A 24,721-nucleotide genomic window follows, 5' to 3' on the forward strand; every position below is an offset into this window, starting at 1 on the left:
CTAATGAATATAAAGACTGGTATCACGTTGGGCTGAACAAGGCGGATTTTTTCCCCTGGTTGATTTTCAAAAGGGGAATACGCTCGTTAGTTTGAAGACGGTGGACACCAATGGGTCGAGTTGGCTTGGGGATATGCAAGAACACATCGCTGATTTAGCAACTCGTGGGGCGACAGTCGCTGACCAGCCCGCCAATATGGTGTTGGATCTCAGAGTCGAGCCCGGTGGCGCGTCGTCCGCGCAAGAGTTGGTAAGCTGGGCTCAAAAGTACTACAACAAGGTCACGGTTATTGTAACGGAGTATCCTTGATGTCGATTGAAGAACTATCAATTATCAATGGCTTCGGGACGCTAGATATCGAAACTTCCCTGAGGAAATTAGAGACTGTACTACTACGCCATAATGTGCCACTTGCTGATTTCACCCTTTATGGGAAGCCAATGAACTTCACGACTGTGCTATCGCGCCTAAAGGAATCGCAACGGCGGACGTTCGATATCGCAGGGCAAGGGTTCAAATTTCATTACTCTTCGGTTTCCCGTAATGGATTCGATCATCTTACAATCACTTCCCCAGCCCCATCGACCATCTCCTGGGACGAATGGATTACAGAGTTTATCGGGAATCCACATTTCATCATGGCGTGGGTGATGGATGTGGAATATGACGGCTGGCAAAATGCTGAAGATCCTCTGATATATACGGCCGCGGGAAAGTCCTATGCCAACCTCCCAATGAAGTCGAACGGCCTACCCTACCCTGTCGAACGAATGATCATCGATACATCACGCAACATTGGAAGACGGCAATTCCGGGATGGCTATATTGAGGCGGTTGGAGCTACGATGTGGCTTAGCGAACCTTTCTGGGCTCTGACGAAAGCGACGAAAGAGGATGTTATTTCTCAGAATTGGCTGAAGCATGAGACGTTAGCAAATGGTGTATTGCGCATACAGGCTGCTGACGCCTCTTTCACTTCTGCGGCGGGCACTGATGGCGAACTGCAGGACAAGCTTCGCTCCTTGTTGTTTCCTGCTATTGTAACACTCTCATCAATAGAAAAGGGATGAAGTAATTGATTTCCTTTTCCTCCCGGTTATGTGTATTCCCCAACCACGGGAATAGTTGAGCATAATGTTAAGTCTTTTTAATCTCGAAACTGGCGATCTACAGGCGTGTGGCTCAATCAATTTGAGAAAGGGGCTGACAATCGACAATGTTGTGCAAAGTGGAGCGCGCTTTGATCGCACCTATCCTGACTCCGGAAGGGTAGGGTATTTAACGACTGCGATAATCCTTCGGCTCCTCCACTGCCATATCCGCCTGGAACCCAGTCGCCTCCCGATCCTTTGGGGCCGAATCCTCCGTCCAAGGCCATTCAATAACCTCGATTAGAATGCTGGAGGTCATCCATGGCTGATGCAGTCACATTTTGGAGCGTCCCTGAGGAGGAACCAGCTTTCATCGAGTTTCTGGAATCGACAGGACCGGTAGTGGGCGTGCCTAAAGGTAAGGTTGCCGATAAGGCACAGCTTCACGTGACTCCTCTCCGGTCGCTGCTTGCCGAAGGCACGGATTCCGTATTGGTGAGCCTGCCGGACTTTCTTGGCGAACTGCCCATACGTGCATATCCGGAGCCCGTCGGAGAATCCTGGGCGGTCCTGTTCACCGGGATTCCTGTTCTTACATACAGACGCGGCATCTGGCGCAGTCCCGAGCGACTGATGTCTTCGCATATCTCCGGAAGCTGGACCATCTTATCGAACGATCAGACAAAAGTGCTCGATCAGCCAGCCGAGTTCGTGAAGTGGGGGCGAAAGGTGCTCGCCTGGGTGCGAAAGCAGGCCCCGCAGTCACCCGAGTTTTCTGGACACCGCATCACCAGGAGGGTTTCGGAGGCCATCAAGTCCCGTGGCATCCAACTCGTGCCATGAGTTACAGCACTTTTATTCTTTGCCGCGCGGAAAAAGCGGTCAACCGTCAGAAGATCGCCGATTTTATCCGCGACGGTATGTATTTTGAGGACGAGCCGCGGTACGATCCAAGCCCGCCGGCAGACAACCTCGGCCGGCTCTCGATCCGCTTCGATCAGCGCCACGATCCGATCATCGTGGAGCGCCTCGAGAACGACGAGGCGGCTGGCGCCATTGAAGAAGCTTTGGACGCAACTGCTCGTGCGCGCCTGCCCGAGGATGAGGATCGGGGCGAGGAGATGCGGCAGTGCGTTGTCCAGGAAATTCGCCAACACATTCAGCTTACGCGCGACGTGATCCGCTTCGAGTTCGTCCGCGACGGCCTCACGGAAGATGCCTGGATGATGCTCGACTCCATCGAGAAAGAGATCATCGAGGAATGCGACGGAATCCTGTATGCGTATGAGGATGGGTTCTACGGCACGGGTTTGAAGGTTATCGCCCGCCTCAGAAAATAGCTCGATTGTCTGGGGTGAGGACATTAGTAGAAAAATCAACAGGATTGCAGAGAGTAATAGCCCTGTAAATCATTGAAAACAAAAACGAGTCCTACCTCTACATAGAGGGAAGGAGTAACCCCAATCGTAAGTCATTGAAAATACATAAAACGGAGTAGCCACCCTACTCTTCCTCCTCCTCCTGAGGCTTCTTCGCGTTGGCAATGATCTTGTCCGCTAACGCCTGAGGCACTATGTCGTAGTGATCCATCTCCATGTGGAAGCTCCCCCGCCCCTGGGTCATGGCCGTCAGGCTCTGCCCATAGGTCAGCATTTCTGCCATCGGAACCTCGGCACGGATCGCTGTAGTCACGCCCCGGGTCTCCATCCCCTGCACACGCCCCCTGCGTTGGTTTAAATCACCCATTAGCGTGCCCGCGAAGGTGTCAGGAGCTTCGACCTCCACCCGCATCACCGGCTCCAGTAAAACGGCTTTAGCCTGCTCCATGCACTTCCTGAAGGCGAGGCGCCCGGCCAGCTTGAAAGACAGCTCATTTGAGTCGACCTCGTGATAGCTCCCGTCGTAGACCGTCACCTTGAAGTCGACGACCGGATACCCGGCCAGGTACCCCCGCATCGCCGCCTCCTGGATGCCCTTCTCAACCGCCGGAACGAACTGCCGGGGGATGGCTCCTCCGAAGATGTCGTTCACAAACTCGAACCCACCGCCTCGCGCCAGTGGCTCCATCTTGATCTTGCAGTCGCCATACTGGCCGTGGCCTCCGGTCTGCTTCTTGTGGCGGCCCTGGGCGTCCGCGCGTCCACGGATTGTCTCGCGGTAGGGCACCTTCGGAGACTTGAGCGTAACCTCGGTGTGGTAGCGCTTGCGCAGCTTGGAAACGAGCGACTCGATGTGCGGCTGCCCGGCTCCGGCGATGAGGAATTCGCTGGTCAGCGGATCGCGGTAGAAGTGCACCAGCAGGTCCTCCTCCATCAGCTTGTGCATCGCCGGAGCAAGCTTGTCCTCATCCGCTCGCGTCTTCGGCTCAATGGCATAGGTCATGGCCGCTTCCGGTATCGAAACCGGCTCGAAGAATATCTCGTGGCCTTTCTCACCGAGCGTATCTCCGGTGAAGGTGTCTTTCAGCTTCGCCACTGCTCCCAGATCACCGGCATGTAGCTCGCTGACAGCGACAGCCGAGTGTCCCTGCATGATGGAGAGGTGGGAGAACTTCTCTACTCCCTTGCGGGAATAGTTGGCGATCGTGGCATCGTTTCTGACTTGTCCGGAAAAGACCTTGAAGAACGTAATGCGGCCCGCAAACGGATCGGTCATCGTCTTGTAGACGTAGAGCGCCAGCGGCTCCTCGTCGTCCACACGGCGCATCACGATCTCCGGGTTGCTCTCGCTCACGCTTCCGTTGCCATGCGCTGCCACCGCCTGCAGGACAGCGCGCGCCGCCACTGGTGTCCGCTCGACAGGCGCAGGAGCATAGACCTTGAGGAAGTCGAGCAGATGGTCGGTGCCGACGTTCGCACTGCCGCTCGAAAATAGAACTGGAAAGATGCGGTCTTCCCGGATGGCCTCATGCAGGGCTGTAATCAGATGCTGTTCTGGAATGGTGCCCTCGGCGAAGAACTCTTCCATCAGCTCGTCCTTGCCCTCGGCTACCAGCTCCACCAGCGTTTCATGGGCCGATTTGGCATCCTCGGCCATGCTGACCGGAATATCGCCGATCTTGCCGTGCCCATCGCCACTGGGGCTGTAGAAGAACGCCTCCATGGTCACCAGGTCGACGATGCCATGAAAGCCACCGGAATCCACTATGGGCAGCTGCACCGGGATCAAATGCCGGCCGTAGCGCTCGCGCATCGCCTCGAGAGCCTGCTGCCACCCAGCACGCGGATGATCCATCTGGTTGATGACTGCGACACGAGGCAGGTTGAACTCATCGGCATAGTGCCACACGCGGTCGGTCATAGCCTCAGGTCCGCAGACCGCATTGATGACCACAAGAGCAGCCTCAACGGGCAGCATTGCAGCCCGGGCCTCGTGCACAAACATGTGGAAGCCCGGCGTGTCGATGAAATTGACCTTCACGCCATTCCATTCGGCAAAGGCTACAGCGTTGAGCATCGTTGTGGCACGGGCAACCTCTTCTTCGTCATAGGCGGTTGTAGCGCTGCCATCGGCTATGTTGCCCCGGGTTAGCGTCATGTTTGCGGCATGCAGCAGAGCAGAAACGAGCGTGGTCTTTCCGCTATGCGCATGCCCCACTACAGCTACGTTGCGAATCTCACTTCCCTGATAGGTTTTCATGGTGAACTCCTAAATTAGCTAGAGAATAGGCGGCTAAGAACCTGGTGAGTGGCTAGTCGGGTGAAGCACGGGAGTGAGGTGGGCAGGGATATCGTAAAGGCGTCGCAAGAGGCGTCAATCGACCGAATCTGCCGTCCTCGTCATCCATAGGCCAGCAGGCGCTCAGAAAAACAGAGCGTCTTCAGAGATTGACGATGCTACCACAGCGATGGGTTGGCGGAGTAGTCAGCAGGGCTTAAATATGGGGAGCAGTTGGAGCCGAATGCAGTTCCGGAGACGGTTCAGTGGGCTGGCCCTTCAGGGCAATGGGGCTAGTGTCGCGTACCGGCCCCAGATTTTTGGTCATCTGGTAGGTGTAGCTAATGCGGTGGATGACCGTGATAGTGGAAAGAACAGCCAATACCCAGAGGACTGGCGCCATGGCTCCCCAGCGGTTGAAGAGCGCTCCCAGAATGATGAGGACGATGCGCTCAGGTCGCTCCATGAAGCCGACCTTACACTGACCAATCAGAGCTTCAGCACGAGCCCGTGTGTAGCTGACCATGAGCGAGGTCACCATCACGAAAGCCGCCAGCACAACGTAGAAGAAACGATTGCCACGGGCGTAAAAGACCAGCAGCCCGAAGAAAAGAACCACATCGGAATAGCGGTCAATAACGGAGTCAAAGAACGCCCCGAAAACTGTAACCTGGTCTGTCTTGCGCGCAACACGGCCGTCAACCATGTCAAAGATTCCAGCGCCGATGATGACAAGTCCGGCATAGAGAAACATGCGGACATAGTTGTGTTCATTGGCATAGCCGAAGAGAATGGCTGCGGCGGTATTGATAATCAATCCAATAAAAGTGAGGACGTTTGGAGAGATGCGGGTGAGCGCCAAGCCGTTCACAATGGCCTGCAGCAACACCCCGCATGCGCGCCCAAAGGCGCTCGTCCAGCTCTTATTGGAACCCATGACGCCTATTCCGCTTCGTCGTGGATCGTCGTAAGCTTGAGGACCTCAAGCTCGCGCTTTCCGTTCGGAGTCACAACGGTGGCTATGTCGCCCACTTGCTTACCCACCAGACCGCGTCCAATGGGTGAAGTCGTAGAGATGAGGCCCTTGCTCACGTCTGACTCCTCGCTGGTAACCAGCTTATACTCAATTTCCTCGTCTTTGGAGGGGTCGAAGACGAGAACGGTTGAGCCAAAGGCCGCGCGGTCACGGGGAATGTTGGAAAGATTCACCAGCGCGAGCTCGGCCATGCGCTTCTTGAGTTGTCCTAGGCGCGCGTTGACGAACTCCTGGCGCTGCTTGGCCATGTGGTACTCAGCGTTTTCGCTCAGGTCGCCGAGGGCTGCGGCCTTCTTGATCTCCTGCGGAAGCTCGTGGGCAAGCTCGTGCTCCAGCTGCTTGATCTCTTCGTGCAGTTTTTTCTTGATGTGTTCAGGCATGGAAAAATAATCCGTCGCGGCTCATGGGCATGAGCCGTTCCAGCAACGGCTGACCAGATAACCGCTGAAGTTTCTATTATACGGGAGGACTGCTTGTCCTGCGATTTAGCTTTCCTGGCGGGCCTTATTTTCTACGATTTGTCGCGGCGCGCATCCAGAAACTCCTGCAGAATGATGACCGCTGCAACCTGATCCACAACCTTGCGATGTTCAGTTCTCGGGCGGCCTGACTCGTAGAGGATCTGGTGTGCCTCAGCGGTGGTTAAGCGCTCATCCCGTAGATGGATTGGTAGCCTGGTTTCATCGGCGAGGAGTTGAGCGAAGACCTGCGTTTTTTCCGCCTGAGAGCTCTGTTCCCCGGAGAGATGAAGTGGGTTGCCGACGACAATTTCCTTGCAGTCATATTTACGGGCGAGCCTGGCCAGTGAGCGAAGGTCTTCCCGAGGGCTTTTCCGGATCAGTGTGAGCACAGGTTGTGCGATTAAGCCAAGCCCATCAGAAACAGCCACTCCGATGCGGCGGTTTCCTACATCTAGTCCAAGAATTCGTGCTGGCTGGCCCATGTGAGCATCTTACGCGGTCACTAATTTGGAGCGGAAAAGCAGCAAGATGACGGTGAAAAAGAGTCGCATCATACAATCAATGAAGGGAATCAATACATACTACAGGTCTGGCTGGAATTGCGACGCTTACTATTTCTTGCAGTCATTGCGGTGCTGTTGTTCACCGTTTTTTCAATTTATGTTCCTCGCGGTCCGCAGGTGGAAATATTTCTGGACATCCCTCCGCTTACCGGCTCACCCCAGATTGCTGCCCTGTTGCAGTCTCACGGGTTGATCTGGAACCGCTATGTTTTTGAAGCCATGCAATTGGCAAAAGGTGGGACGCTGAAAGCCGGCGAATACCGCTTCGATCATCCGGTTCGCATGTCTGAGGTGTATGGGCGGCTAGCAAAAGGGGATGTTTATACCATTGCACTGACGATTCCGGAGGGTGCGAATATTTTCGATGTCGCACAACGGGTGGAGAACGCAGGACTGGGAAGCAAGGACACATTCCTGAGTGCGGCGCATCAGGACGTATCACAGATTTCTGACCTGGAGCCAAACGCACAAACTGTGGAAGGATACCTGTTCCCTGACACCTATCACTTTCCGCGGCATGTTACTTGCCATCAGATGATCGCCGCAATGGTGAGACGGTTTCGGTCGGCGGCAGAGCGCATCGATTTGACTCAAAATTTTCACGCAGTCGTGACAATGGCGTCTCTGGTGGAAAGAGAAACGCCACTTGCAAGCGAGCGGCCCATGGTGGCCAGCGTTTTTGTGAATCGCTTGAACAAGGACATGCCATTGATGACAGATCCTTCGGTGATCTATGCCGATCTGCTAGAAGGTAAGTATAGGGGCACCATCTATCATTCTGATCTTGATGGCGATTCGCCTTACAACACCTATAAACATACAGGGCTGCCGCCAGGGCCTATCTGCAGTCCTGGTATTGCATCGTTGAAAGCAGCCATGAATCCGGCACAGACCCAGTTCTTGTATTTTGTCGCAGCTAGCGTGGACCCTTCAGGAAATTCCCGCTTTGCCATAACACTTGAAGAGCATCAGAAAAATGTCCAGGCATACCGTCGGGCGCAACACGCGGCGGGGCAACGCTAAATCAGCTATAGTCGCAATTTGTGGAAGAGTGAAGGCCAGATGAGAAAGTTTTGGTTCAAAGCATTCGCTGTGTGTCTGCCGGTATTGACCGGATGCTTGAGCCATACCCGCAAACTGTTGCAGCCGAAGATGCCGAGTGTTGTTCTCTCTGCGGATGCGCAACAGTTGGTAACCAATATCAATAAGCAGTATGAAGCGATCCAGACGCTCAATGCCACCGTTGAATTTCAGGCTTCAGTCGGCGGACAGAAAAAAGGCACAGTTACTGATTACACTTCGATTCGGGGATACATTCTGCTGCGCAAGCCAGAAATGTTGCGTGTGCTCGGCATGCTCCCGGTAATCAGCACACGCGCATTTGATCTTGCGAGCGATGGAGCGACATTCAAGCTTCTGATTCCGCATGAAAACAAGGCCATCACGGGGCCGAATGCCGTGACCAAGCCATCGCCTAAAGCGCTTGAGAATATGCGGCCTTATATCTTTTTTGATTCATTACTAATTCACGGCATCGGGCCTGATGAACTGCTCTCGCTCACAACCGACACGCAAACTGTTACAGACCCAAGACAGAAGCAGCTGCTTTTACAGCCCGAATACGATTTGAACGTCTTTAAAAAAAATGACGACAGTAATGTTCTCATTCCCGTCCGTATTATCCATGTAAACCGGGTGAATCTCCTGCCCAGCGGTGAGGATATTTATGACAAGGACGGCAATATCCAGACACAAGCCGTTTATGGGCCCTACCAGGACTTCGGAGGCGTTCATTTCCCCGGAAGCATTACCATCAAGCGGCCTCTTGAGGAATATCAGATTGTCATCACTTTCCAGAAAGTGGTGGTCAATCAGCCATTGAAGGACGATCAATTCCAGCTGGACGTCCCAAATGGGACTCAGATTCAGGCATTGCAGTAACTGCCAGAACTTTCTGACAGATATCTACCAGCTCGAATCCACAGACGGAATTACTGCTTGTATCGATGCAATCCGGCCTTTTGGGAATGGGCCGAAATTGCAGAGTTGATCTCTAACGCAAGTGCAAGGGCTGCTCGCCCATCTTCTCCAGATACTTCCGGGCGTTTGCGTGTGCGGACCGATTCAAGGAAGGATTCGATTTCAAGCCGCAAAGGCTCAGCCTGTTGCACAGACGGTTTCTGCAGCTTCAATGCTGATGAAATATCGGCCGAAGGTGCAGGCTCTCTGGCGGCTACGTCGATGATGAGGAGATCTTGACGTGCATAGTCGATGGACACATACTGGTGTGGCTGAAAGAAGCGCAGTTTACGTACTCGTTCCGTGCTGACACGGCTGGCAGTAAAGTTAGCGACACAACCGGACTCGAACTCAATACGAACATTGGCGATATCGACCTTAGGAGACAGGATAGGAAGTCCAACTGCGTGAATTTGGCTTACTGGTGACTTGGCGAGAGTAAGAACGATATCAAGATCATGGATCATCAGGTCCAGAACGACGTCAACATCCAGCGAGCGCGGGCTGAAAACGCTTAACCGATGGGCCTCAAAGAACATTGGACCATTCAAACGTTCTCGTACTGCGATGGCTGCAGGATTGAATCGTTCGAGATGTCCAACTTGAAGAATACGTTCATTCTTCGCTGCCATGTCGATTAGCTTATCTGCCTCATCGAGCGATGAAGCGATAGGTTTTTCTACGAGCACATCAATTCCTGATTGAAGGAACGCGGCGGCAGCCTGGAAGTGGGCGACGGTGGGAACACAAACGGAAGCTGCGTTGATCGAAAGCCTGCCGTTTAGGTGGTCTTTCAAGCAAGCTTCGATCGAACTGTACAAAGGCACGTGCCATTCTTTCGTAAGAATGGCTGCGCGGTCTTTGTCCGTTTCGATAATAGCTGCAAGCCGGATTGGGTGACCGGACTGCTCCAGATCCTGGTAAATACGCAAGTGGTTCACGCCGAAAACACCTGCTCCGCAAACCACGATGTTTTGTACTGCAGGTTCTGTCAAGACGGGTATTATCGCGCTTCTCCCTTTCCTTCCACGGCGTGCAGACAGCGAGAATAAAGCCCAAGCAACTGACTGATGTGGTCTTCTAGTTTAGGCGCGGAGGCAGCGCCAAAGCCCGTAGACGAGGTGGCAGTGCGCCCTACGCCAGTAGTCACAGCTACAAACTTGAGCAAATCGAGTGCAATATCTTCATTCCGACGTGCGCCGTTGCCCGATACCGATGGCTGGTCCATGAAACAATTCCCTCCGTCGCGATGCTAACAAAAAATTCCAGCCAGTGTGAGATGGCTTACAGGTCAGATATGCTGACGCACACGCGCCCGATGATGAAATCTGATGATGATTGCTGCTGCTTCAATTCTATAAGTTCAATTGGATGTTCTAGGATAGCTGGACGAAGGACGATTTTGTTGCCCTGAAGCGTAGAGTAGCGTATGACGGTTCTCAATCCTATCTGCAAAACATAAATGTTGGGCATAGGTGCTCGAAAGGGGGTAAGCGAGGTATAGTGACGGTCCAGTACGAGGATAGAATGAGGCTGTATAGCCGGAATCATTGCTTCAGCTTGAGCATAGCTGATACGTATGGCAAGGAATCTTTCCCAGTGGCGCCGACTTGTTGTTCTTCGCGCCTTTAAATGATCTAGATAGCCAATTGGTAACTGTATTAGTTCCGAAATGAAATCCGCGCTTATTTTGGCTTCATGGATGACAGATTGAGATACAAGGGGAACTTTGTTGGAACGGGACAACCCGAGCTTCTCTGAAAGAGGGCTCGACTTACTACCATTGGGGATTAGGTCCTCGATGTCAAGCAACTGTGCGGAGAGAACGCGGTCGATAGCAGAAATACTGAGTCGGCGTTTGCGATGAAGAAAATTCGAAATATGTGCCTGCTTGAGTCCTGTTTGCTGAGCAAGCAGCGTACCACTGAGCGCGCCGCGTTCAATGCGACGCAGCAATTCCCGGCGAAGCTGCTCATGTAGCTGCAAAACATTCATGTGGAAACTTTTCTCAGAGCTATACATCTTTAAACACGCTGTTAGCTCAAAGAAAAGTTACTCTGATGCTCCTCAGGCGATTTTGGAGGGAGTTCTAAGATCCACGGATCAATATGTAGCTGAAACATGCCACGGTTTATTGACCATGTTTCGAGGCTCAGATAGATTCGGTTCACTTCTGCCTGAAATTCTGAGATCTGAACGCCGACCCAGGGGGCAATTTTATTAATCACACCCCCGGAAAAGGGCATGGCGAGTGGATGCCGCTTTAAGCGCATGCTCTCGAAGATTCATCCCCTATGGCCGCGACATCTCCGAAAAGGCCCAAACTGGAGTTAAGAACTACGTCAACGCCAATCCCTCATGATCTGTGTCTCCACTCCCTAGTTTCCGTTGAAATTGGGAAATTCATGCAGACAACAGCAGCGGCGCCAGAACGCAGCGTTGAATGCGCCTCTTTTTTCTTGCATCTCGCATTCGATAAATGCCGGATTGCAGTTTGATGCCTTGGAGATACGTCAAGCATGTTCATGCGTGTGAATCTCAAAGTTTGTGAAGGGTGCGGAAGTCTTTGGTTCCGTGCTCAGGAGCTGAATGAAGTTTACTGCGCAACCTGCACAAAAAAACTGCGGGTCTTTCCTTCCCCACGATCCAGGCGGCTTGCTGGTCGTCCAAAGAAGCGTCCACATGGGGCTGTAAGACAAATGACACAGGGAGGAGCATAAATGAGCACAGCATTGACGCTTCCTTATATCTCCGCTATGTCTGCGGAGGAAAAAGCGACTGCCCCACATGCGTGCGGTCCAATTGATGGCATTGCGTGTTATAGAAAACAGACTGAGCTCTTGTTACGCAGATACATGCTTGTTTCCCTACAAACCGGGCGCGTTCCTTCACTGCTGGGTAACAGTGTTTTTCGTGGCAGGGCATCCAGTTACCGCATTCGTTGTTTTGAAGATGCGGTAATTTTCTTGTTTGATGTGGAGAAGTGTCTCAACAAAATCGATCCGTATAGAAGAGAGCTGATATCCCGAATTACCTTGCAAGAATACACTCAAGAAGAGACTGCCCAACTTATGGGGCAAAGCTTGCGGTCGATTATCAGAAACTATGCAGAAGCTATTGACAAACTATCTAGGATATTTCTCAATGTAGGTCTGCTCCCCATGGATCCAAAAATTCTGTCAAGAGGGCAAAAACTCTAAAATCTCGCTAACTGTCTCATAACACTATAGATAAAACTTCAAAATAGTTGGCATAGTATTTCCACCTAAAATGCTATCCTGAAATTAAGAGTAAAGAATTAATCAGGAGGCGGATTGTCCGCCTCCTTTTCTTTTGTCACCAGATAAAGTGAGGCGTATCTCAGATGGGCTCGTCACCTATCGATAATTCTTTTATGGCACAGCGGGATAAGAAAAGAATGTCCATGCAGAAAAAAAAGTTAGTTCGGAAGGTGATGAGCTTTGTCTTGTTCCTTTTATTGGCGGCCCTTCACAACTGCCTCGCCCAGATAGCGACAACTACAGTACAGGGCACAGTGTATCGTGCGGATGGCACGGCTGCATCTGGGACTCTTATCATAAGCTGGGCTGCCTTCTCAACGTCGACGAATCAAGCTGTGGCTGCAGGAAGTAAGACTATAACAATAGCGCAAGACGGCTTTGTTTCAGTAGATTTGGCTGCGAATGCGGGTGCATCTCCTGCCGGGAGCTACTATTCGGCCATTTATCACTTGAATGATGGCACTGTGAACACAGAATACTGGGTAGTTCCGGCTGCAGCCAGCGCATCAATCGTCTCTGTGCGTGCGAAATTGGTACCTGCTACAGTTGCAGTGCAGGATGCTACTAAGCAATATGTCGATGCGTCCATTGCATCGCTTAGCGGAAACTATTTGTCTCTCACAGGCGGGACCATGTCTGGACCGTTACTGCTTGCTGGGAATCCGGTTTCAAATAATCAAGCCGCTTCTAAGCAGTACGTAGATCAGGCCGTAAATACTGCAGTGCCGCTGGCTGGCGGAAATATGACCGGAACGTTGAGTGTACCAAACGGGATTGCAAAACTACCGCGGGTAGACATACGACATACAGACTTCGCCGGCGGCGCTGATCCTACCGGGACAAAAGACTCAACAGCATCTCTTCAGGCGGCAATTGCTTATGCTATTGCAAATCCACAAGGGGGTGCCAATGGCGGAGTACCGTGCGTTTACGTGCCCGCTGGATTCTATAAAGTGAGCACCACTCTGCGTATTCCTTCCAATATCTGTATTCAGGGTGATAGTAGCCAGGCCAGCGTCCTCCAGCTTACTTCCAGCTCTTCTAACCTGTTTACTGTATATCAAGGAAATTGCTTCGGAAGTGAGATCTGCAACGGTCAGATTACGGATCTACAACTGTATGGCAGCGGATACCTCAGTACCGGAACGCTGCTGGAAGTAGATGCAGCCGTTCAGTTCCATATAACAAATTTAACAATGTCAAATCACGGTGGCCGCGGTCTTCAGCTAAATGGCAATAGCGAAAGATTCCGTTCAGATAACATATCGATCTCGTATGTGCGCTGGCCAATCATTCTAAGTGGGGACATTAATGAAAGCTATTTTCTTAATACCCAGATCATCGCTCCAGGAGCAACTGCCGATCACTATGGAGAAGAGTATTACTGTTATGGAGTTAACTGTCCCAACCATTCGTACCCATATCCGAACCAGGGAGCAAGCGGCGGACCGACACCGGTAAGCCCCGATACACATGGAGCAATCACAATAGTCAAGGCTGTAGATTTCAGTTTCTATGGCGGCTCCATAAAGCCGTTGAAATATATGAGCGGTTTCAGGGCCACTGGTTATGGCTCAATCAGGCACTTCTATCTTGAGGGCTTTCCATATAATAACGAACCTAGGTTGAATGCCGGCGTATACGTAAACGGCGGCGTGATGGAAAAGACACAACTGACAGGAGAGCTAACTACCTCCGGTTTGACCGTGGGAGTTAAAGATACATCCTGGATGCCTCAATACTTCGAGAATGCCAATGATATGGGGACGGGCTCAGTCGTTAGTTATGTCATTCTACCTCAAGATTTTCTCCCGGGAAGTACGCAGCCGTCTCAATACAACTCAAGTATTCAACGAGGTCAATATGAACTTGTCTATGTACAAGGCTTTACGAGCGATGGGAATATCCATATTCTGACTCGAAACGTTTCCGGCTCAAAAATAAATGGTGACTGGCCTGTTGGGTCCATTATTGAGGAAATGCCGCCTTCTCCCCACGGAGCCCTTGTTCTGCAGGACTCGCATATTAACGCCATTCTAGGGCCAGGATCCGGATATACAGATAATTGCGATCAGACAGGTGCGCTGACCTGTGCCGAGATTGTGACAGGAGCAGTCCCCGACGGGCTCATTGTAGATCCGCCCGGGGGACCCTCGGATGCTTTTGATGGAAATGGCTCTGCGGACTTACAAATTAAGAACCTTGACATGTATTCGAGCTCTTATACGCACTCTGGAGAGATAGCGCTCCATCGTTATGCAAGATTGACTTTTGAAGGCATCGATACGATTCCAGGTCAAGCTGAAACAGCGGAGACACTTGGAACAGGATCCAAGCTTCTGCTGACAAACATTACTGGAGGTTCGTATGTTACGGTTCCCACGTATACAAATGGGAGAACTGCACAACCAACCGTTACAGTCCCGGGAATGGGCATACTTTGGTCTCCATCAAATGGTTTGTTTACGAGATATGAGCAGCAACTCGGCCAAAACGGCGGCTACAACCAGTGGATGGTCGGGACAAAATTCGCCAACAGTTACTGTTGGTTTGACACGCCTGCTGTTGGAAATACGCAGTCACTAAATAGAATCTGCTTCAAAGGTTCGCCGGGCAACGCGAGTCGGGCTGGATACGAATATGACGTCTGGAATGGCTCACAATGGAAGAATGCCTTCAGCGTGAGTGGACAAAGCAATTCCACAGCAAGTGTGTCTATCTCCGGCGCCACGATGATTGGCGGTGCCTTATCCGCTGCGTCTGTGAATGGAGAGATTACTGTGGATGGCATCACGTACCAGACGTTGAATGCGGCTTGGACCGCAGCTCTAAACATGGCAACATCTACGGGACACAATCAGACAGTACGGCTTGGTCCCGGTACATTTGCTGTTACTGCGACTCTTACAGAGCCTGGTAACGGTGCCTGTGTGAATCTTGTGGGGTCAAGCGGGATAAGCACAGCTGCAGACAGCACGGTTAGCGCAACTACGCTGAATGTGACCTCTAACGTGAACGGCGATGTGATTTATCTGAATAATACTGCCCAGGCGCAGGGGTGCGTTTTCAAAGACTTCACGATTCTGGCAAATACCAAAGCAACACATGGTCTTGAATTACAGTGGTTCCGTGGATTGCTTATAGATAATGTAACTGTCAATGACACTACATCTGAAGGAATCCTTCTGGGAGAAGAATCCACAACGAATGGACATCAGGCCGGTTTTCTGCTGAGAAACACGACGGTCAGCTATAACGCATCTGTCTTTACTCCCGCGAGCCGTCCTGCGTACGGAATTCACTTACAGCAGACCGCGATCGACAGTCATCTAGACATGGTCATAGTGAGGAATGCTCAGATCGCAGGCGTGTACAACGAGGGCACGGGCAATACTGGATATTTGATTCATGGATTCGGATATCCATATACCTGCTCGACTGCTCCTTGCAGTAATACTGCAACAAGCTCTTCAGCGACGAACGCGTCTTACGCTACGAACTATGTGATTTATGACACCGGTGGGGCGGGCAGTGTTTGGACTGATACATATGCTGACAGTCCGGCTGTGGCAGCCTTCTATTTAGGGACGAATGGGATCAGTATCCATGGAGGGCATGTCCAGTGGCCCGAGCTGGCAAGCTTTCCTTCAGCAAATCTGGCATATGTATCATCATCAGTTACAAACGGCATGGAGATAGCAGATATTGGCTGCCTGGGAATGTCGCCATCCGTGAACTGGATTACCTATGCCTCGTCCTCCGGAGTGCCGCCAACATTTGCCAGTGTTCATCATCTGACCGGCTGCGGAAACTATGCGCAAGCATTGGAGCCGGAGACAACAACAGGATTCACCGCGGGTGGTGCATCGAACAATGCGCCTGGAAATAATGCTGTAGCCACTGTCTGGGCTGCACCGAAGGCAGGGACTTCAAACTATGAAGCTTATTCGGCGCAATTGTATAGCGGTTATCAAACAGACCTGTTTGAAGGGCATGTGGCTGGCCAGAATCCATTTTTTAATGTCACATACCAGGGGACGATTCGCTCCCAGGGCGGAATTGCTCTATCGACGGTCATGAACACAGCATCCACGCTCGCGTTGACAGCTGCTAACAAGACTGTGATCGCGAATGCAGCAAGTGGCGCACAAACGATCACCCTTCCAAGTTGCTATACGCCGTGGCCAGACAAGATGCAGCCTACGGGCGAGGAATTCACGATCGTTAAATCAGATACGAGTTCTAATACGGTCACTCTGACAACCACCAGCTCAGAAGCAATCAACTACCTTGGCACAACTGCATCTTCACTTGTAATTTCATCGCCGGGAAAACGATCGCTCGTATGCGGATCTGACTACACCTGGTATGCGTACTAGCTTCGTCCTAGTGGCATTTCTGAGGTATTGACTTTTTCTAACATTAAGCCAGGAGTATGCAGGTTCGATTCGAAGGTGTGAAGTGCGTAGGTGACGATAAGGAATTAACTCTGTTAGGCAGGATGCTGGATAAAACTTTGCCTAAACCACGGGAAGTAGCTACAGGAATTTTTCTAACAGAACAATTATTACGGATTCGCAACCGCCTAGGCCATACAGTGCCTCTTCGTCCCAATAGGGCGCAAAGAGAGTTTGAAGAGAGACGTAAATGGGGCAACATTGTTTTGAAATCGCGGCAAATGGGGATCAGTACCTGGGTAGCGGGGAGATTTTTCTTAAAGACCATTACCCGTCCCGGGACCTTGACGTTGCAGGTGGCTCATACCCAGGAAGCGGCGGAAGGAATCTTCCGGATGGTGCACCGGTTTCTGGAAAATTTGCCGCAATGGTTGCAGGATGGGGCTTTGTGTACGTCAAGAGATAACGTCCGGCAAATAGTGTTTCCTTCTTTGGACAGTGAGTACCGTGTGGAGAGCGCTGGCGATGTGAATGCCGGAAGAGGACTAACAGTTCATAATCTGCACTGCTCGGAAGTGGCGCGTTGGCCAGGTAATGCTGCAGAAACGCTTCAAGGGTTGCGAGCAGCTTTGCCTCCGCAAGGCGAGATTGTGTTGGAGTCGACTCCAAATGGAGCAGAAGGGTGCTTCTGGGAAGAGTGGAATCGGGCTGAGGAGTCGGGATTGGTTCAGCACTTCTTTCCGTGGTGGTGGGAGGATGCTTACCGAATGCTGGCCGTAGAGGAAGATTCGCTGACGAATGAAGAACAGGAATTGGTCCAAAAACACAGGCTCGATCTTGAACAGATCGGCTTCCGGCGAAAGACAATGGCGAGCTTTCGCGGGTTGGCAAGGCAGGAATACCCGGAAGATGCAATGGAGTGCTTTCTAAGCAGCGGAGATTGCTATTTTGATATTCGGGCTGTGGATACGCGAGCGAAAGAGGTGCCTGAGCCAATTGCGACGCGATTCGGTGAACAGCTTCAGATCTGGTTTCCTCCCGTACGCGAACGGCGATATCTTGTGGCCGTAGATACGGCCGGCGGCGGTAGTGAGGGTGACTACTCAGTTGCGCAGGTAATTGAGATAAACACAGGACTCCAATGCGCGGAATTGCAGGCGAAACTTACCCCACTTGAGCTGGCGGAACACGCAGCGAAATTAGCCCGGGAGTATAACAACGGGTTAGTGGTGATTGAACGAAATAATCATGGAGCGGGAGTGCTGGCATATCTCCATAGCGTGAGCAAATATGAGCGTATTTACCAGCATGATGGACAGGATGGATGGCTGACTTCCTCGGTTGAGCGCCCATATATGCTGGGCTTGTTGGCCGCAGTTCTGGTAGAAACTCCTGGGATAATTTCAAGCAGAAGATTATTGCAGGAGTGCCGGAGCTTTGTGCGGCACCGCAATGGCAAGATGGGAGCAAGCGCCGGTGCGCATGATGACTGCGTGATGGCCATGGCGGTTGGACTTGCTGCACGGGCCGAGATCAAACCGTAAGCAAGGCTTCCATTTTGCCTCTGGCTCTTGTTGAGCAGCATGACAAATTGTGAGGTGAAGTAAAATCCGATGAAACGGAGGCTATTTGGCAGTCCTTGCAATCCAGGCGATTCGGCGAATGAGAGGTGGAGCGCAAGGCCACCTCATGCTGATGTCTGACGGGCAACCATATGTTGTGAAGTTTCAGAACAACCCTCAACATGTGCGTGTTCTCGCGAATGAGTTGCTCGCCACGAAACTGGCGGAGATGATTGGGTTGAGTGTTCCACAATGTGATGTTGTGGAAGTGACAGACTGGATTATTGAGCATTCGAAGGAACTCGATATTGACCTCGGGCAATATCGCGAACCATGCCGTGCAGGCCTGCAGTTTGGGTCAAAGCTTGTAGGTGGGTTGATGCCTGGACAGGTGGTAGATTATTTGCCCGAGGAGCGTTTGAGTGAAGTTAGAAATCTGCATGAATTTGCCGGGATGTTGGTGATCGATAAATGGACCTGCAATTCGAATGGCAGGCAGGCAGTGTTTTACAAGCGTCCGCGCGAGAAGAAGTATGCCGCCGTATTTATTGATCAGGGATATTGCTTCAATGCCGGTGAGTGGAAATTTGTGGATGCTCCACTGCGCGGCGTATATGCGCGGAACCTCGTCTATCGAAGTGTCACAAACTGGGACAGTTTTGAACCCTGGTTGAGCAGAGTGGAAGAGCTGGACCCACAGAAAGTGTGGTCATTGGCCGAGGTGGTGCCACCGGAGTGGTATGGCGGCGATGTGGCGGAAATCGAGATGTTGATAGAGCGGCTGCTGGAACGAAGGAACCAGGTTCGCAACCTGATTACGCAATTTCGGGAATCATCAAGGGAGCCGTTTCCAAATTGGATGAAAGAGAGAACAGTTGCAATGCAAAAGCAATTCCCGGAACCTTCGTGGGCCGATGATATCCGTGGGCGAATAGTGTAAGCCCTTCAGAGGTATATAGGTTGAGTGAAAGAATGCGGTGCGATTTCTTGCTGGTCCGATATATTCCGGATCCAGTAAGGAATGAATTCGTGAATATCGGCGTTCTGCTGCGAGAAGCAGGACGTCCTGATCATGCATTGCTGCGTTTTACCAAAGACTGGGCTCGTGTTCGCTGTGTTGATCCAGATGCCGATGTTGGGATGCTGGAAAGTTTAGAAAGCGAACTGCGGGGAAACTTTACGGAAGATGTTATTCCGGGCAGACCACTGATTGCGCTGCTTGAAGATTCGCTGTCGAATGCAATCCAGATTACTGAACCAACAGCATATCTCGCAGAGTCTATGATCTCTGGCCTGGAAGAACTGATGCGAATCTATGTTGATCCGCGCAGACGGCAGATGTCAGCTCGCCGCATCGGAAGGCAGGCGATTCATACAAGGATGCGTGCCCAGTTTGAGCGTGCGGGGGTATGGGACTTAATGCGCAAGCGGATTGCCGTCTCTGCATATACCAGGGCTGGCGATCCCTTGCGGATTGATTGCGGGTATAGGCCGAACGGACTTATTCGCATGTTCCATGCAGTTTCGTTGGATGGGGATACAGAATGGCCGAAGGTGTTGGCTTTTTCAGTGCCGGCAATTCGTGAGGGCATAGCGCAGATCGAAAATACAGAGCTGGAGCTTACAGCTATCGTGGAACCTATCACGGAAGTGACTGCGGATCGAGAAGACTTGGACCGGGTAGAGCAGTACAGGTTTTCGATAGAGACGATGGAAATGCAACAGATTCGTGTACTGACTACAAATGATCTTCCTCGCATCGCGGAGACTGCCCAGCGGGAATTACGTGTATGACATCCAGTAACCGCAGTATGTTTTGAATATTGTCCCTCGAATGAGAGCAAACTAAACGGACCATTGGAATAAGAGTGAAGTTATAACTACTCCCCATGGTACCTAAGTGGCCCCGGGAGGGACATCGATCTATTGCTAGTTAGCAACAAAGGGCATGGCCTCGAGCCGTGCCTTTTCTTTTTGCAATCAGAATTGGAGCAAGGACGTTGAAGATTACTGATTCGATTCAGAAATTATGGCGGCGAAAGGATGAAGACATCGCCGTAGAAGCAGCAGCGACGACTGCCAAACGCAAAACAATGGCATTGCCATCGATCCTTACACCATATCGAGCGCCGCTGAATTCCTTGCCGAAGCCGACGCCGGTAAATCTAAGACGTTTTGCAGAGACTCCATTGGTGCGTCGAGCCATCAACATCCTGAAGGACCGTATCGCGAGTCTCGATTGGCAGGTGCGGCTGAAACGAGGATTTCTTGTTGAAGATGTGGCTGACGCCAATAAGCGCATGCTCATTTTGCGGAGATCACTGGAGGAGCCGAATACAAGTGATTCATTCCGAACACTGATCGAACAGGCGCTTGAAGATGCGCTTGTAGGTGGCTTCGGCGCGATTGAGATGGAACTTACTGACAATCCGGAGAAGCCATTCGATCTATGGGTAGTAGATGGGGCAACGATCCAGATTGATCCGAAGTGGGACGGGAAGCCGGAATCAATCCGCTACGCACAGATAGCGGGTTTGCCGGGCAATGGCAAACCAATCTCGCTTCGCGATGACCAGTTGATCTATCTACGTCTGAATCCGCGCTCACATACTCCGTTTGGGCTGGGTCCACTTGAGGTTGCCTTCGAAACAGTGAATACATTCCTGGCGGCGCATCGCTTTGCCGGGAATCTTGCGAGCAATTCTGTGGTGCAGTATGCGCTGTGGCTGAATGAAACTACACCTGCAGAGCACGAGCGGCTCATTCGCTGGTGGCAGGACGAGATTGAAGGAACGGGCCGCGTACCGCTGCTCAGCACAGAACAAAAACCAGAAGTCTTGCGATTTGCGAGTGGCACCGACGCAGACCTGCGCCTGAATTGGCAGGAGTTCCTGATTCGAATGGTTGCCAATGCGTTTTCGTTACCTCCGATGTTGCTTGGATTGGAGCGCGAAGTGAACCGAAACACAGCGTCAGAACAGGCAGACGAGGCATTCCGTACGGCAGTTGTTCCATTGGCCAAACTCGTTGCTGAGCATCTGACCCGTGATCTGTTTGCGAAAAAGCTGGGCTGGCGGGAGTTCGAATTTGTCTTCAATGAACTCGATGCTCCGGATGAAGTTGCTGAGATGCAAATCCAGACGCAGCTTCTTGCCGCAGGTGTCCTGACAGTGAATGAAGTGCGGGCTATGCGCGGGTTGACGCCGCTTCCTGTTCCCGAAGAGATGAAAAAAGAATCTCAGGATTCGCATAGCGATTAACTACAACGCGAGGATGTACGGCGAAGAAGGAGGTGCGGCGAAACGCCTTCAGGCCAATACATAAATGTGCAAACAAGAGCGATGGAGAGGAAATGAAACTGGAAGCCATGGCAATTGCCATACCGGAAGTAGCCGACCATCCGAATCGGATTCTGTTTGAAGGCGTGCTGACGGTTGTGGACGAAGTGAGCACGCGCCCTCCCTCAGGGGCACGGGGGCATAGAGTGATGCTCACACGAGAGGCAGCAGAAGCAGCTCTGCCTTCGCTGTTGGGAATGGCGGTAGATTTCGCGCCCAAATGGGATGGACATGACGCACGGATGAAATGCGGAATTATCACCGAGGCCAAGGTGATTGGCAAGCAACTGCATGTCCGCGGTTATCTGTTTGGTCGTGATTTTTCAGATGTTGTACAGCAGATTGCAAGCAGAGACGCAGCTGCTATGGGAATGTCCTACGAGCTAGCTGATGCGCATGTGGCAGACATGCGCGCGGAAGTATGGATTCTGACCCGGGCCACATTTACCGGTGCCGCGATTCTGCTGAGAGAAAAAGCGGCCTATCCGAATACATCATTCCGCTTGCTGGAGAAGCATCGGGCAAACAGTCGACTGGTACGTCACGCAGCTCCGGCAAGAATGGCGGCTGCAACAGTACCGCGCTTTGAAAAGCGGCACAACGTGCACACACAAACAAGAAAGGGAGCGTAATGGAAACAGAAAGCATTGTTACTTCATTGGGGGAAAGCATCGAGCGTCTCAATATGGCGGCTAGTCTGCTTGAGCGAACGATGACCTGGCTTGAGCAGCGCGAAGCAGCTTCATCCGGAGCAGTGGAAAAGATGACAGCTGCGGTGGAAGGTCATGCTGAAGTAGTGCAGAGTGAGCGTGAGCTCCTGCAGAAGCTGGAAGCAGCCGAACAGCAAATTGCTGAATTGCGGGCGCAGAGCAGCCGTGCTGCTTCTGTGCGGCAGACACTTCCTGCGTCAACGACACAGCTGTTAGCAAAACAGGGAATCTCAACGGTGGATTCCATTCAGGCGGAAACGTTGGATGCAGCTCTCACAGGGCTGAGCTTAGAGCAACGGATTGCCGTGAAAGCACAGTTGCTGCGCGCGGGGATGCTGACCCGATAGCACCGGCGCTTGATTCCAGCAAAGTGGATCAACCAGAAAGAAATCTTTCTCTCTTAGCTGATTTACTAAATCACCTCTAACAGCCTGTTGAGCAGGCGGAAAGAAACGAATGAACGCTAATTTTTATGACATTCATGCGGCTGCGGATTACATCGGGCCTGGCGCAGTTGAAGTTCCGTTTTATCAGACAGAAATCACAGATATCGTCCGGCGTCGCGGCATCTTCGGGCAGCGTATCAAGCAGGTACCTGCGACTGGCCACCCTTCGCGCTTCTTTGAGGAGACTGCAATTCCTAATCCTGGGACGGCTGGCTTTGTCGATCCACGCAATATTGTGGCCCCTGTTGTGAGCCCAACGCGCGTGGAACGCAGCGTTCCGCTCAAAGCGATTGTTGCGCAGCTAAATTACAACCTGTTCGATATCGAGCTTGGCACACAGCAGAAACAGTTTGCATATCTGCAGGCCAAGGATCTGGTCGACACGGTCGAGGGTGTGCTCCATACGCACGACGTCGCTCTGTGGAACGGCAACGACACATCGCTAAGCACTCCAACAACAGCGCAATACTATGGTGCGACTTCACAGATTGTCGCTGGTGGAAACACTGTGACAATTGGCGCCACAGCAAGCATTGTGGATGGCCTCAAATCGACTGTCGCGCAGATGGTAGCTAACAGCAACTTCGCAGTACGCCCGACAGCCATCTACGCGAATCCGGTGCTTCTTGATCTCATCGATCGCGAAATGAAGACCGAGTTCAACGTCGTGCTGAATACTCGTGAAGTAGGCGCTGGATTTACGGTAAAGACGCTCTCCACTCAGGCTGGTGACTTGCCGCTGATTCCCGAATGGGCGTTAAGCTATACGGGAACTCCTGGCTCTGGATCGGCCGTGCTTCCGGCGTACATCGTGACGGAGGACATGATCGAGTACCACTGGCTGAGCGATCCAACTCCGCGCATTTTCCAACTTGGTGTGCCCGGTTCTCTCGCTTCGCAATATGTTGCTGTCAAATTCGGCGGCGTTGTTGTGAAGGGCGCGAGCTATGCGCACTATCAGGTGCTGGTAGACCGCTAGGCTGCGGCTGTACTTTGAAGCTGGCCTCGAAACTGGGGCCAGCTCTTCTTTTTGGGATGCCAGCAATCCGAAGGAAAGCGAGAAAACAAATGGGGTATTTGCTACCGACAGATTATGTAAATTTCGGGCTTGCGCCGGATACGACAGATGATTGGATTACAGTCGCATCTGCGTTGATTGACAGCCATTGCCGAAGGATCAGCCTGAATCCTGCGCAATACACAGAAAGGTTGAGACTGACTGCAGGAGCACAGACGGTGAGGCTGACATACCTTCCGCTGATTCCGATTGCGCCTGCCACCTCTCCCTTTGTCAGCATTCAGGCACGCTACGCACGTCCTCGGCGTGGACAGATGATTTACCCAGTGCAGGAGGAAATTGCATGGGCCTTCGCATTGCCTGGTGCTTGGACACAGATCGATCCGCCTACGGTTGACTTTGTTCCTGACACGGGCGAGTTGATCTTTCCGATGAACGTATTCGGGCTTCCGTTCAATGAGGTTCAGGTTGTATATACGGCTGGGTTGACCACGATTCCAGATGCAGTGAAGGCAGCTTGCGCACTCACTGTGAAGAATGCGCAGGCAACTCCTGGATTGAACGTGAAATACAGCAGAATCGACACGATGCAGATGGAGTATTTTTCCAACTCCTTGATTGACAGCAGCGTGCAGAGCTTGTTGAAACCCTGGGTCGCCAACCGTCTTGGATGAGATATGAGCGCCGATCTTAGCGTAAGAAATCCTAATCAGAACCCTCTGCTGCTGGCAGATGCTCTATTGCGGTCTGCTGGAGGAGCGATTGTGTCGATCTTTGTTCCGCCTGCAACAGGAGACACCAGTGATGCCGGTCAGGTGGGAGTAAATGCACCCAACTTTCAGCAGTTGCCCTTGTCCCCTGCAGTTTTCAGAAAAGTGCAGGTGTCCATGCAGGAGGGTCAACTCCCGCAGTACGAATTGTTGATCTCTGCTTCCGCCGTCCAGCAACAAGTGAGTGCGCTTCAGCTTACATCAGCCGATGCTTTGTTTGATAGCGCAGCGGGAGTCGAAGTAAACGGCGCACAGTTTGTGATTGAATCGCGATCGGTCTCAGAAGCACTCGGCAAGGTGTATTTGTACCGGCTCCTGTTGCGTGAGTCGCATGCCCTTCAACAGTCAGTTTAGAAAATTTCGCAGGCGAA

At 52.0% G+C, this 24,721-nt stretch carries 23 protein-coding genes; 16 read left to right on the forward strand and 7 right to left on the reverse strand.

Annotated features, from left to right (window positions below):
* Positions 1–309: 309 nt before the first annotated feature.
* The 3 genes from AC5S16_RS08665 to AC5S16_RS08675 all read left to right on the forward strand — a co-directional run bounded on the left by AC5S16_RS08665 (position 310) and on the right by AC5S16_RS08675 (position 2,432).
* The gene (locus tag AC5S16_RS08665) at positions 310–1,071 is read left to right on the forward strand and encodes a hypothetical protein (protein WP_493929648.1); all 762 of its coding nucleotides are present in this window, start codon (positions 310–312) and stop codon (positions 1,069–1,071) included.
* A gap of 342 nt (positions 1,072–1,413) precedes the next feature.
* A complete protein-coding gene (locus tag AC5S16_RS08670; RefSeq protein WP_493929649.1) occupies positions 1,414–1,935 on the forward strand; it encodes a hypothetical protein in 522 nt (173 codons plus the stop codon).
* A complete protein-coding gene (locus AC5S16_RS08675) occupies positions 1,932–2,432 on the forward strand; it encodes a hypothetical protein (protein WP_493929650.1) in 501 nt (166 codons plus the stop codon). Before AC5S16_RS08670 ends, AC5S16_RS08675 begins: the two co-directional genes overlap by 4 nt.
* 163 nt (positions 2,433–2,595) lie before the next feature.
* Here AC5S16_RS08675 and AC5S16_RS08680 read toward each other — a convergent pair whose 3' ends face one another.
* The 4 genes from AC5S16_RS08680 to ruvX form a co-directional block, all read right to left on the reverse strand.
* Positions 2,596–4,731, reverse strand: a complete 2,136-nt coding sequence (locus AC5S16_RS08680) for an elongation factor G (RefSeq protein ID WP_493929651.1) — start codon at positions 4,729–4,731, stop codon at positions 2,596–2,598.
* 235 nt (positions 4,732–4,966) lie between these two features.
* On the reverse strand, positions 4,967–5,686 hold the full coding sequence (locus AC5S16_RS08685; protein ID WP_493929652.1) for a CDP-alcohol phosphatidyltransferase family protein: 720 nt from the start codon (positions 5,684–5,686) through the stop codon (positions 4,967–4,969).
* 5 nt (positions 5,687–5,691) lie between these two features.
* On the reverse strand, positions 5,692–6,165 hold the full coding sequence (locus AC5S16_RS08690) for a GreA/GreB family elongation factor (RefSeq protein WP_493929653.1): 474 nt from the start codon (positions 6,163–6,165) through the stop codon (positions 5,692–5,694).
* Positions 6,166–6,296: 131 nt separating this feature from the next.
* Positions 6,297–6,728: a Holliday junction resolvase RuvX gene (gene ruvX, locus AC5S16_RS08695; RefSeq protein ID WP_493929654.1), complete on the reverse strand. Its 432-nt coding sequence runs from the start codon at positions 6,726–6,728 to the stop codon at positions 6,297–6,299.
* Between the two features lie 117 nt (positions 6,729–6,845).
* On the opposite strand from ruvX, the gene mltG reads away from it, so the two are divergent.
* The gene (gene mltG / locus AC5S16_RS08700) at positions 6,846–7,832 is read left to right on the forward strand and encodes an endolytic transglycosylase MltG (protein ID WP_493929655.1); all 987 of its coding nucleotides are present in this window, start codon (positions 6,846–6,848) and stop codon (positions 7,830–7,832) included.
* A 39-nt stretch (positions 7,833–7,871) separates the two neighbouring features.
* Positions 7,872–8,750: a DUF4292 domain-containing protein gene (locus AC5S16_RS08705; RefSeq protein WP_493929656.1), complete on the forward strand. Its 879-nt coding sequence runs from the start codon at positions 7,872–7,874 to the stop codon at positions 8,748–8,750.
* 50 nt (positions 8,751–8,800) lie between these two features.
* Here AC5S16_RS08705 and AC5S16_RS08710 read toward each other — a convergent pair whose 3' ends face one another.
* The 3 genes from AC5S16_RS08710 to AC5S16_RS08720 are packed head-to-tail and all read right to left on the reverse strand — an operon-like array spanning position 8,801 to position 10,823.
* Positions 8,801–9,823 (reverse strand): Gfo/Idh/MocA family oxidoreductase, encoded by a 1,023-nt coding sequence (locus tag AC5S16_RS08710; protein ID WP_493929657.1) that lies wholly within the window; start codon positions 9,821–9,823, stop codon positions 8,801–8,803.
* Positions 9,824–9,831: 8 nt separating this feature from the next.
* On the reverse strand, positions 9,832–10,056 hold the full coding sequence (locus AC5S16_RS08715) for a hypothetical protein (protein WP_493929658.1): 225 nt from the start codon (positions 10,054–10,056) through the stop codon (positions 9,832–9,834).
* Between the two features lie 56 nt (positions 10,057–10,112).
* A complete protein-coding gene (locus tag AC5S16_RS08720; RefSeq protein WP_493929659.1) occupies positions 10,113–10,823 on the reverse strand; it encodes a hypothetical protein in 711 nt (236 codons plus the stop codon).
* A gap of 725 nt (positions 10,824–11,548) precedes the next feature.
* Between AC5S16_RS08720 and AC5S16_RS08725 the strand changes: the two genes are divergently transcribed.
* The 11 genes from AC5S16_RS08725 (at position 11,549) to AC5S16_RS08775 (ending at position 24,704) form a co-directional block, all read left to right on the forward strand.
* The gene (locus AC5S16_RS08725; RefSeq protein WP_493929660.1) at positions 11,549–12,028 is read left to right on the forward strand and encodes a hypothetical protein; all 480 of its coding nucleotides are present in this window, start codon (positions 11,549–11,551) and stop codon (positions 12,026–12,028) included.
* Between the two features lie 224 nt (positions 12,029–12,252).
* A complete protein-coding gene (locus AC5S16_RS08730) occupies positions 12,253–16,488 on the forward strand; it encodes a glycosyl hydrolase family 28-related protein (protein WP_493929661.1) in 4,236 nt (1,411 codons plus the stop codon).
* Between the two features lie 56 nt (positions 16,489–16,544).
* Positions 16,545–18,050, forward strand: a complete 1,506-nt coding sequence (locus AC5S16_RS08735) for a terminase large subunit (protein WP_493929662.1) — start codon at positions 16,545–16,547, stop codon at positions 18,048–18,050.
* Between the two features lie 118 nt (positions 18,051–18,168).
* Entirely contained in the window at positions 18,169–19,008 is an 840-nt protein-coding gene (locus tag AC5S16_RS08740; RefSeq protein ID WP_493929703.1) for a HipA family kinase, read from the forward strand.
* Positions 19,009–19,040: 32 nt separating this feature from the next.
* The gene (locus tag AC5S16_RS08745; protein WP_493929663.1) at positions 19,041–19,862 is read left to right on the forward strand and encodes a DUF3037 domain-containing protein; all 822 of its coding nucleotides are present in this window, start codon (positions 19,041–19,043) and stop codon (positions 19,860–19,862) included.
* 206 nt (positions 19,863–20,068) lie between these two features.
* On the forward strand, positions 20,069–21,328 hold the full coding sequence (locus AC5S16_RS08750) for a phage portal protein (protein ID WP_493929664.1): 1,260 nt from the start codon (positions 20,069–20,071) through the stop codon (positions 21,326–21,328).
* A gap of 92 nt (positions 21,329–21,420) precedes the next feature.
* The gene (locus AC5S16_RS08755; protein ID WP_493929665.1) at positions 21,421–22,038 is read left to right on the forward strand and encodes a hypothetical protein; all 618 of its coding nucleotides are present in this window, start codon (positions 21,421–21,423) and stop codon (positions 22,036–22,038) included.
* Positions 22,038–22,463 (forward strand): hypothetical protein, encoded by a 426-nt coding sequence (locus AC5S16_RS08760; protein ID WP_493929666.1) that lies wholly within the window; start codon positions 22,038–22,040, stop codon positions 22,461–22,463. Before AC5S16_RS08755 ends, AC5S16_RS08760 begins: the two co-directional genes overlap by 1 nt.
* Positions 22,464–22,572: 109 nt before the next feature.
* Complete coding sequence (locus tag AC5S16_RS08765) at positions 22,573–23,541, forward strand: hypothetical protein (RefSeq protein ID WP_493929667.1); 969 nt, start codon at positions 22,573–22,575, stop codon at positions 23,539–23,541.
* Positions 23,542–23,798: 257 nt separating this feature from the next.
* Positions 23,799–24,254 (forward strand): hypothetical protein, encoded by a 456-nt coding sequence (locus AC5S16_RS08770; RefSeq protein ID WP_493929668.1) that lies wholly within the window; start codon positions 23,799–23,801, stop codon positions 24,252–24,254.
* Positions 24,255–24,257: 3 nt separating this feature from the next.
* Complete coding sequence (locus AC5S16_RS08775) at positions 24,258–24,704, forward strand: hypothetical protein (protein ID WP_493929669.1); 447 nt, start codon at positions 24,258–24,260, stop codon at positions 24,702–24,704.
* Positions 24,705–24,721: the final 17 nt, after the last annotated feature.

Source organism: Acidobacterium sp. FHG110202_01, assembly GCF_059115305.1.

Bases quoted from the DNA above. Each gene is read 5' to 3' on its own strand.
- AC5S16_RS08665 (WP_493929648.1), top strand. From the start codon at position 310: ATGTCGATTGAAGAACTATCAATTATCAATGGCTTCGGGACGCTAGAT.
- AC5S16_RS08730 (WP_493929661.1), top strand. From the start codon at position 12,253: ATGCAGAAAAAAAAGTTAGTTCGGAAGGTGATGAGCTTTGTCTTGTTC.
- AC5S16_RS08765 (WP_493929667.1), top strand. From the start codon at position 22,573: ATGAACGCTAATTTTTATGACATTCATGCGGCTGCGGATTACATCGGG.
- AC5S16_RS08755 (WP_493929665.1), top strand. From the start codon at position 21,421: ATGAAACTGGAAGCCATGGCAATTGCCATACCGGAAGTAGCCGACCAT.
- AC5S16_RS08680 (WP_493929651.1), bottom strand. From the start codon at position 4,731: ATGAAAACCTATCAGGGAAGTGAGATTCGCAACGTAGCTGTAGTGGGG.
- AC5S16_RS08720 (WP_493929659.1), bottom strand. From the start codon at position 10,823: ATGAATGTTTTGCAGCTACATGAGCAGCTTCGCCGGGAATTGCTGCGT.
- AC5S16_RS08745 (WP_493929663.1), top strand. From the start codon at position 19,041: ATGCGGTGCGATTTCTTGCTGGTCCGATATATTCCGGATCCAGTAAGG.
- AC5S16_RS08735 (WP_493929662.1), top strand. From the start codon at position 16,545: ATGCAGGTTCGATTCGAAGGTGTGAAGTGCGTAGGTGACGATAAGGAA.
- ruvX (WP_493929654.1), bottom strand. From the start codon at position 6,728: ATGGGCCAGCCAGCACGAATTCTTGGACTAGATGTAGGAAACCGCCGC.
- AC5S16_RS08740 (WP_493929703.1), top strand. From the start codon at position 18,169: ATGAGAGGTGGAGCGCAAGGCCACCTCATGCTGATGTCTGACGGGCAA.
- AC5S16_RS08775 (WP_493929669.1), top strand. From the start codon at position 24,258: ATGAGCGCCGATCTTAGCGTAAGAAATCCTAATCAGAACCCTCTGCTG.
- AC5S16_RS08760 (WP_493929666.1), top strand. From the start codon at position 22,038: ATGGAAACAGAAAGCATTGTTACTTCATTGGGGGAAAGCATCGAGCGT.
- AC5S16_RS08690 (WP_493929653.1), bottom strand. From the start codon at position 6,165: ATGCCTGAACACATCAAGAAAAAACTGCACGAAGAGATCAAGCAGCTG.
- AC5S16_RS08725 (WP_493929660.1), top strand. From the start codon at position 11,549: ATGAGCACAGCATTGACGCTTCCTTATATCTCCGCTATGTCTGCGGAG.
- AC5S16_RS08675 (WP_493929650.1), top strand. From the start codon at position 1,932: ATGAGTTACAGCACTTTTATTCTTTGCCGCGCGGAAAAAGCGGTCAAC.
- AC5S16_RS08685 (WP_493929652.1), bottom strand. From the start codon at position 5,686: ATGGGTTCCAATAAGAGCTGGACGAGCGCCTTTGGGCGCGCATGCGGG.
- AC5S16_RS08705 (WP_493929656.1), top strand. From the start codon at position 7,872: ATGAGAAAGTTTTGGTTCAAAGCATTCGCTGTGTGTCTGCCGGTATTG.
- AC5S16_RS08670 (WP_493929649.1), top strand. From the start codon at position 1,414: ATGGCTGATGCAGTCACATTTTGGAGCGTCCCTGAGGAGGAACCAGCT.
- AC5S16_RS08715 (WP_493929658.1), bottom strand. From the start codon at position 10,056: ATGGACCAGCCATCGGTATCGGGCAACGGCGCACGTCGGAATGAAGAT.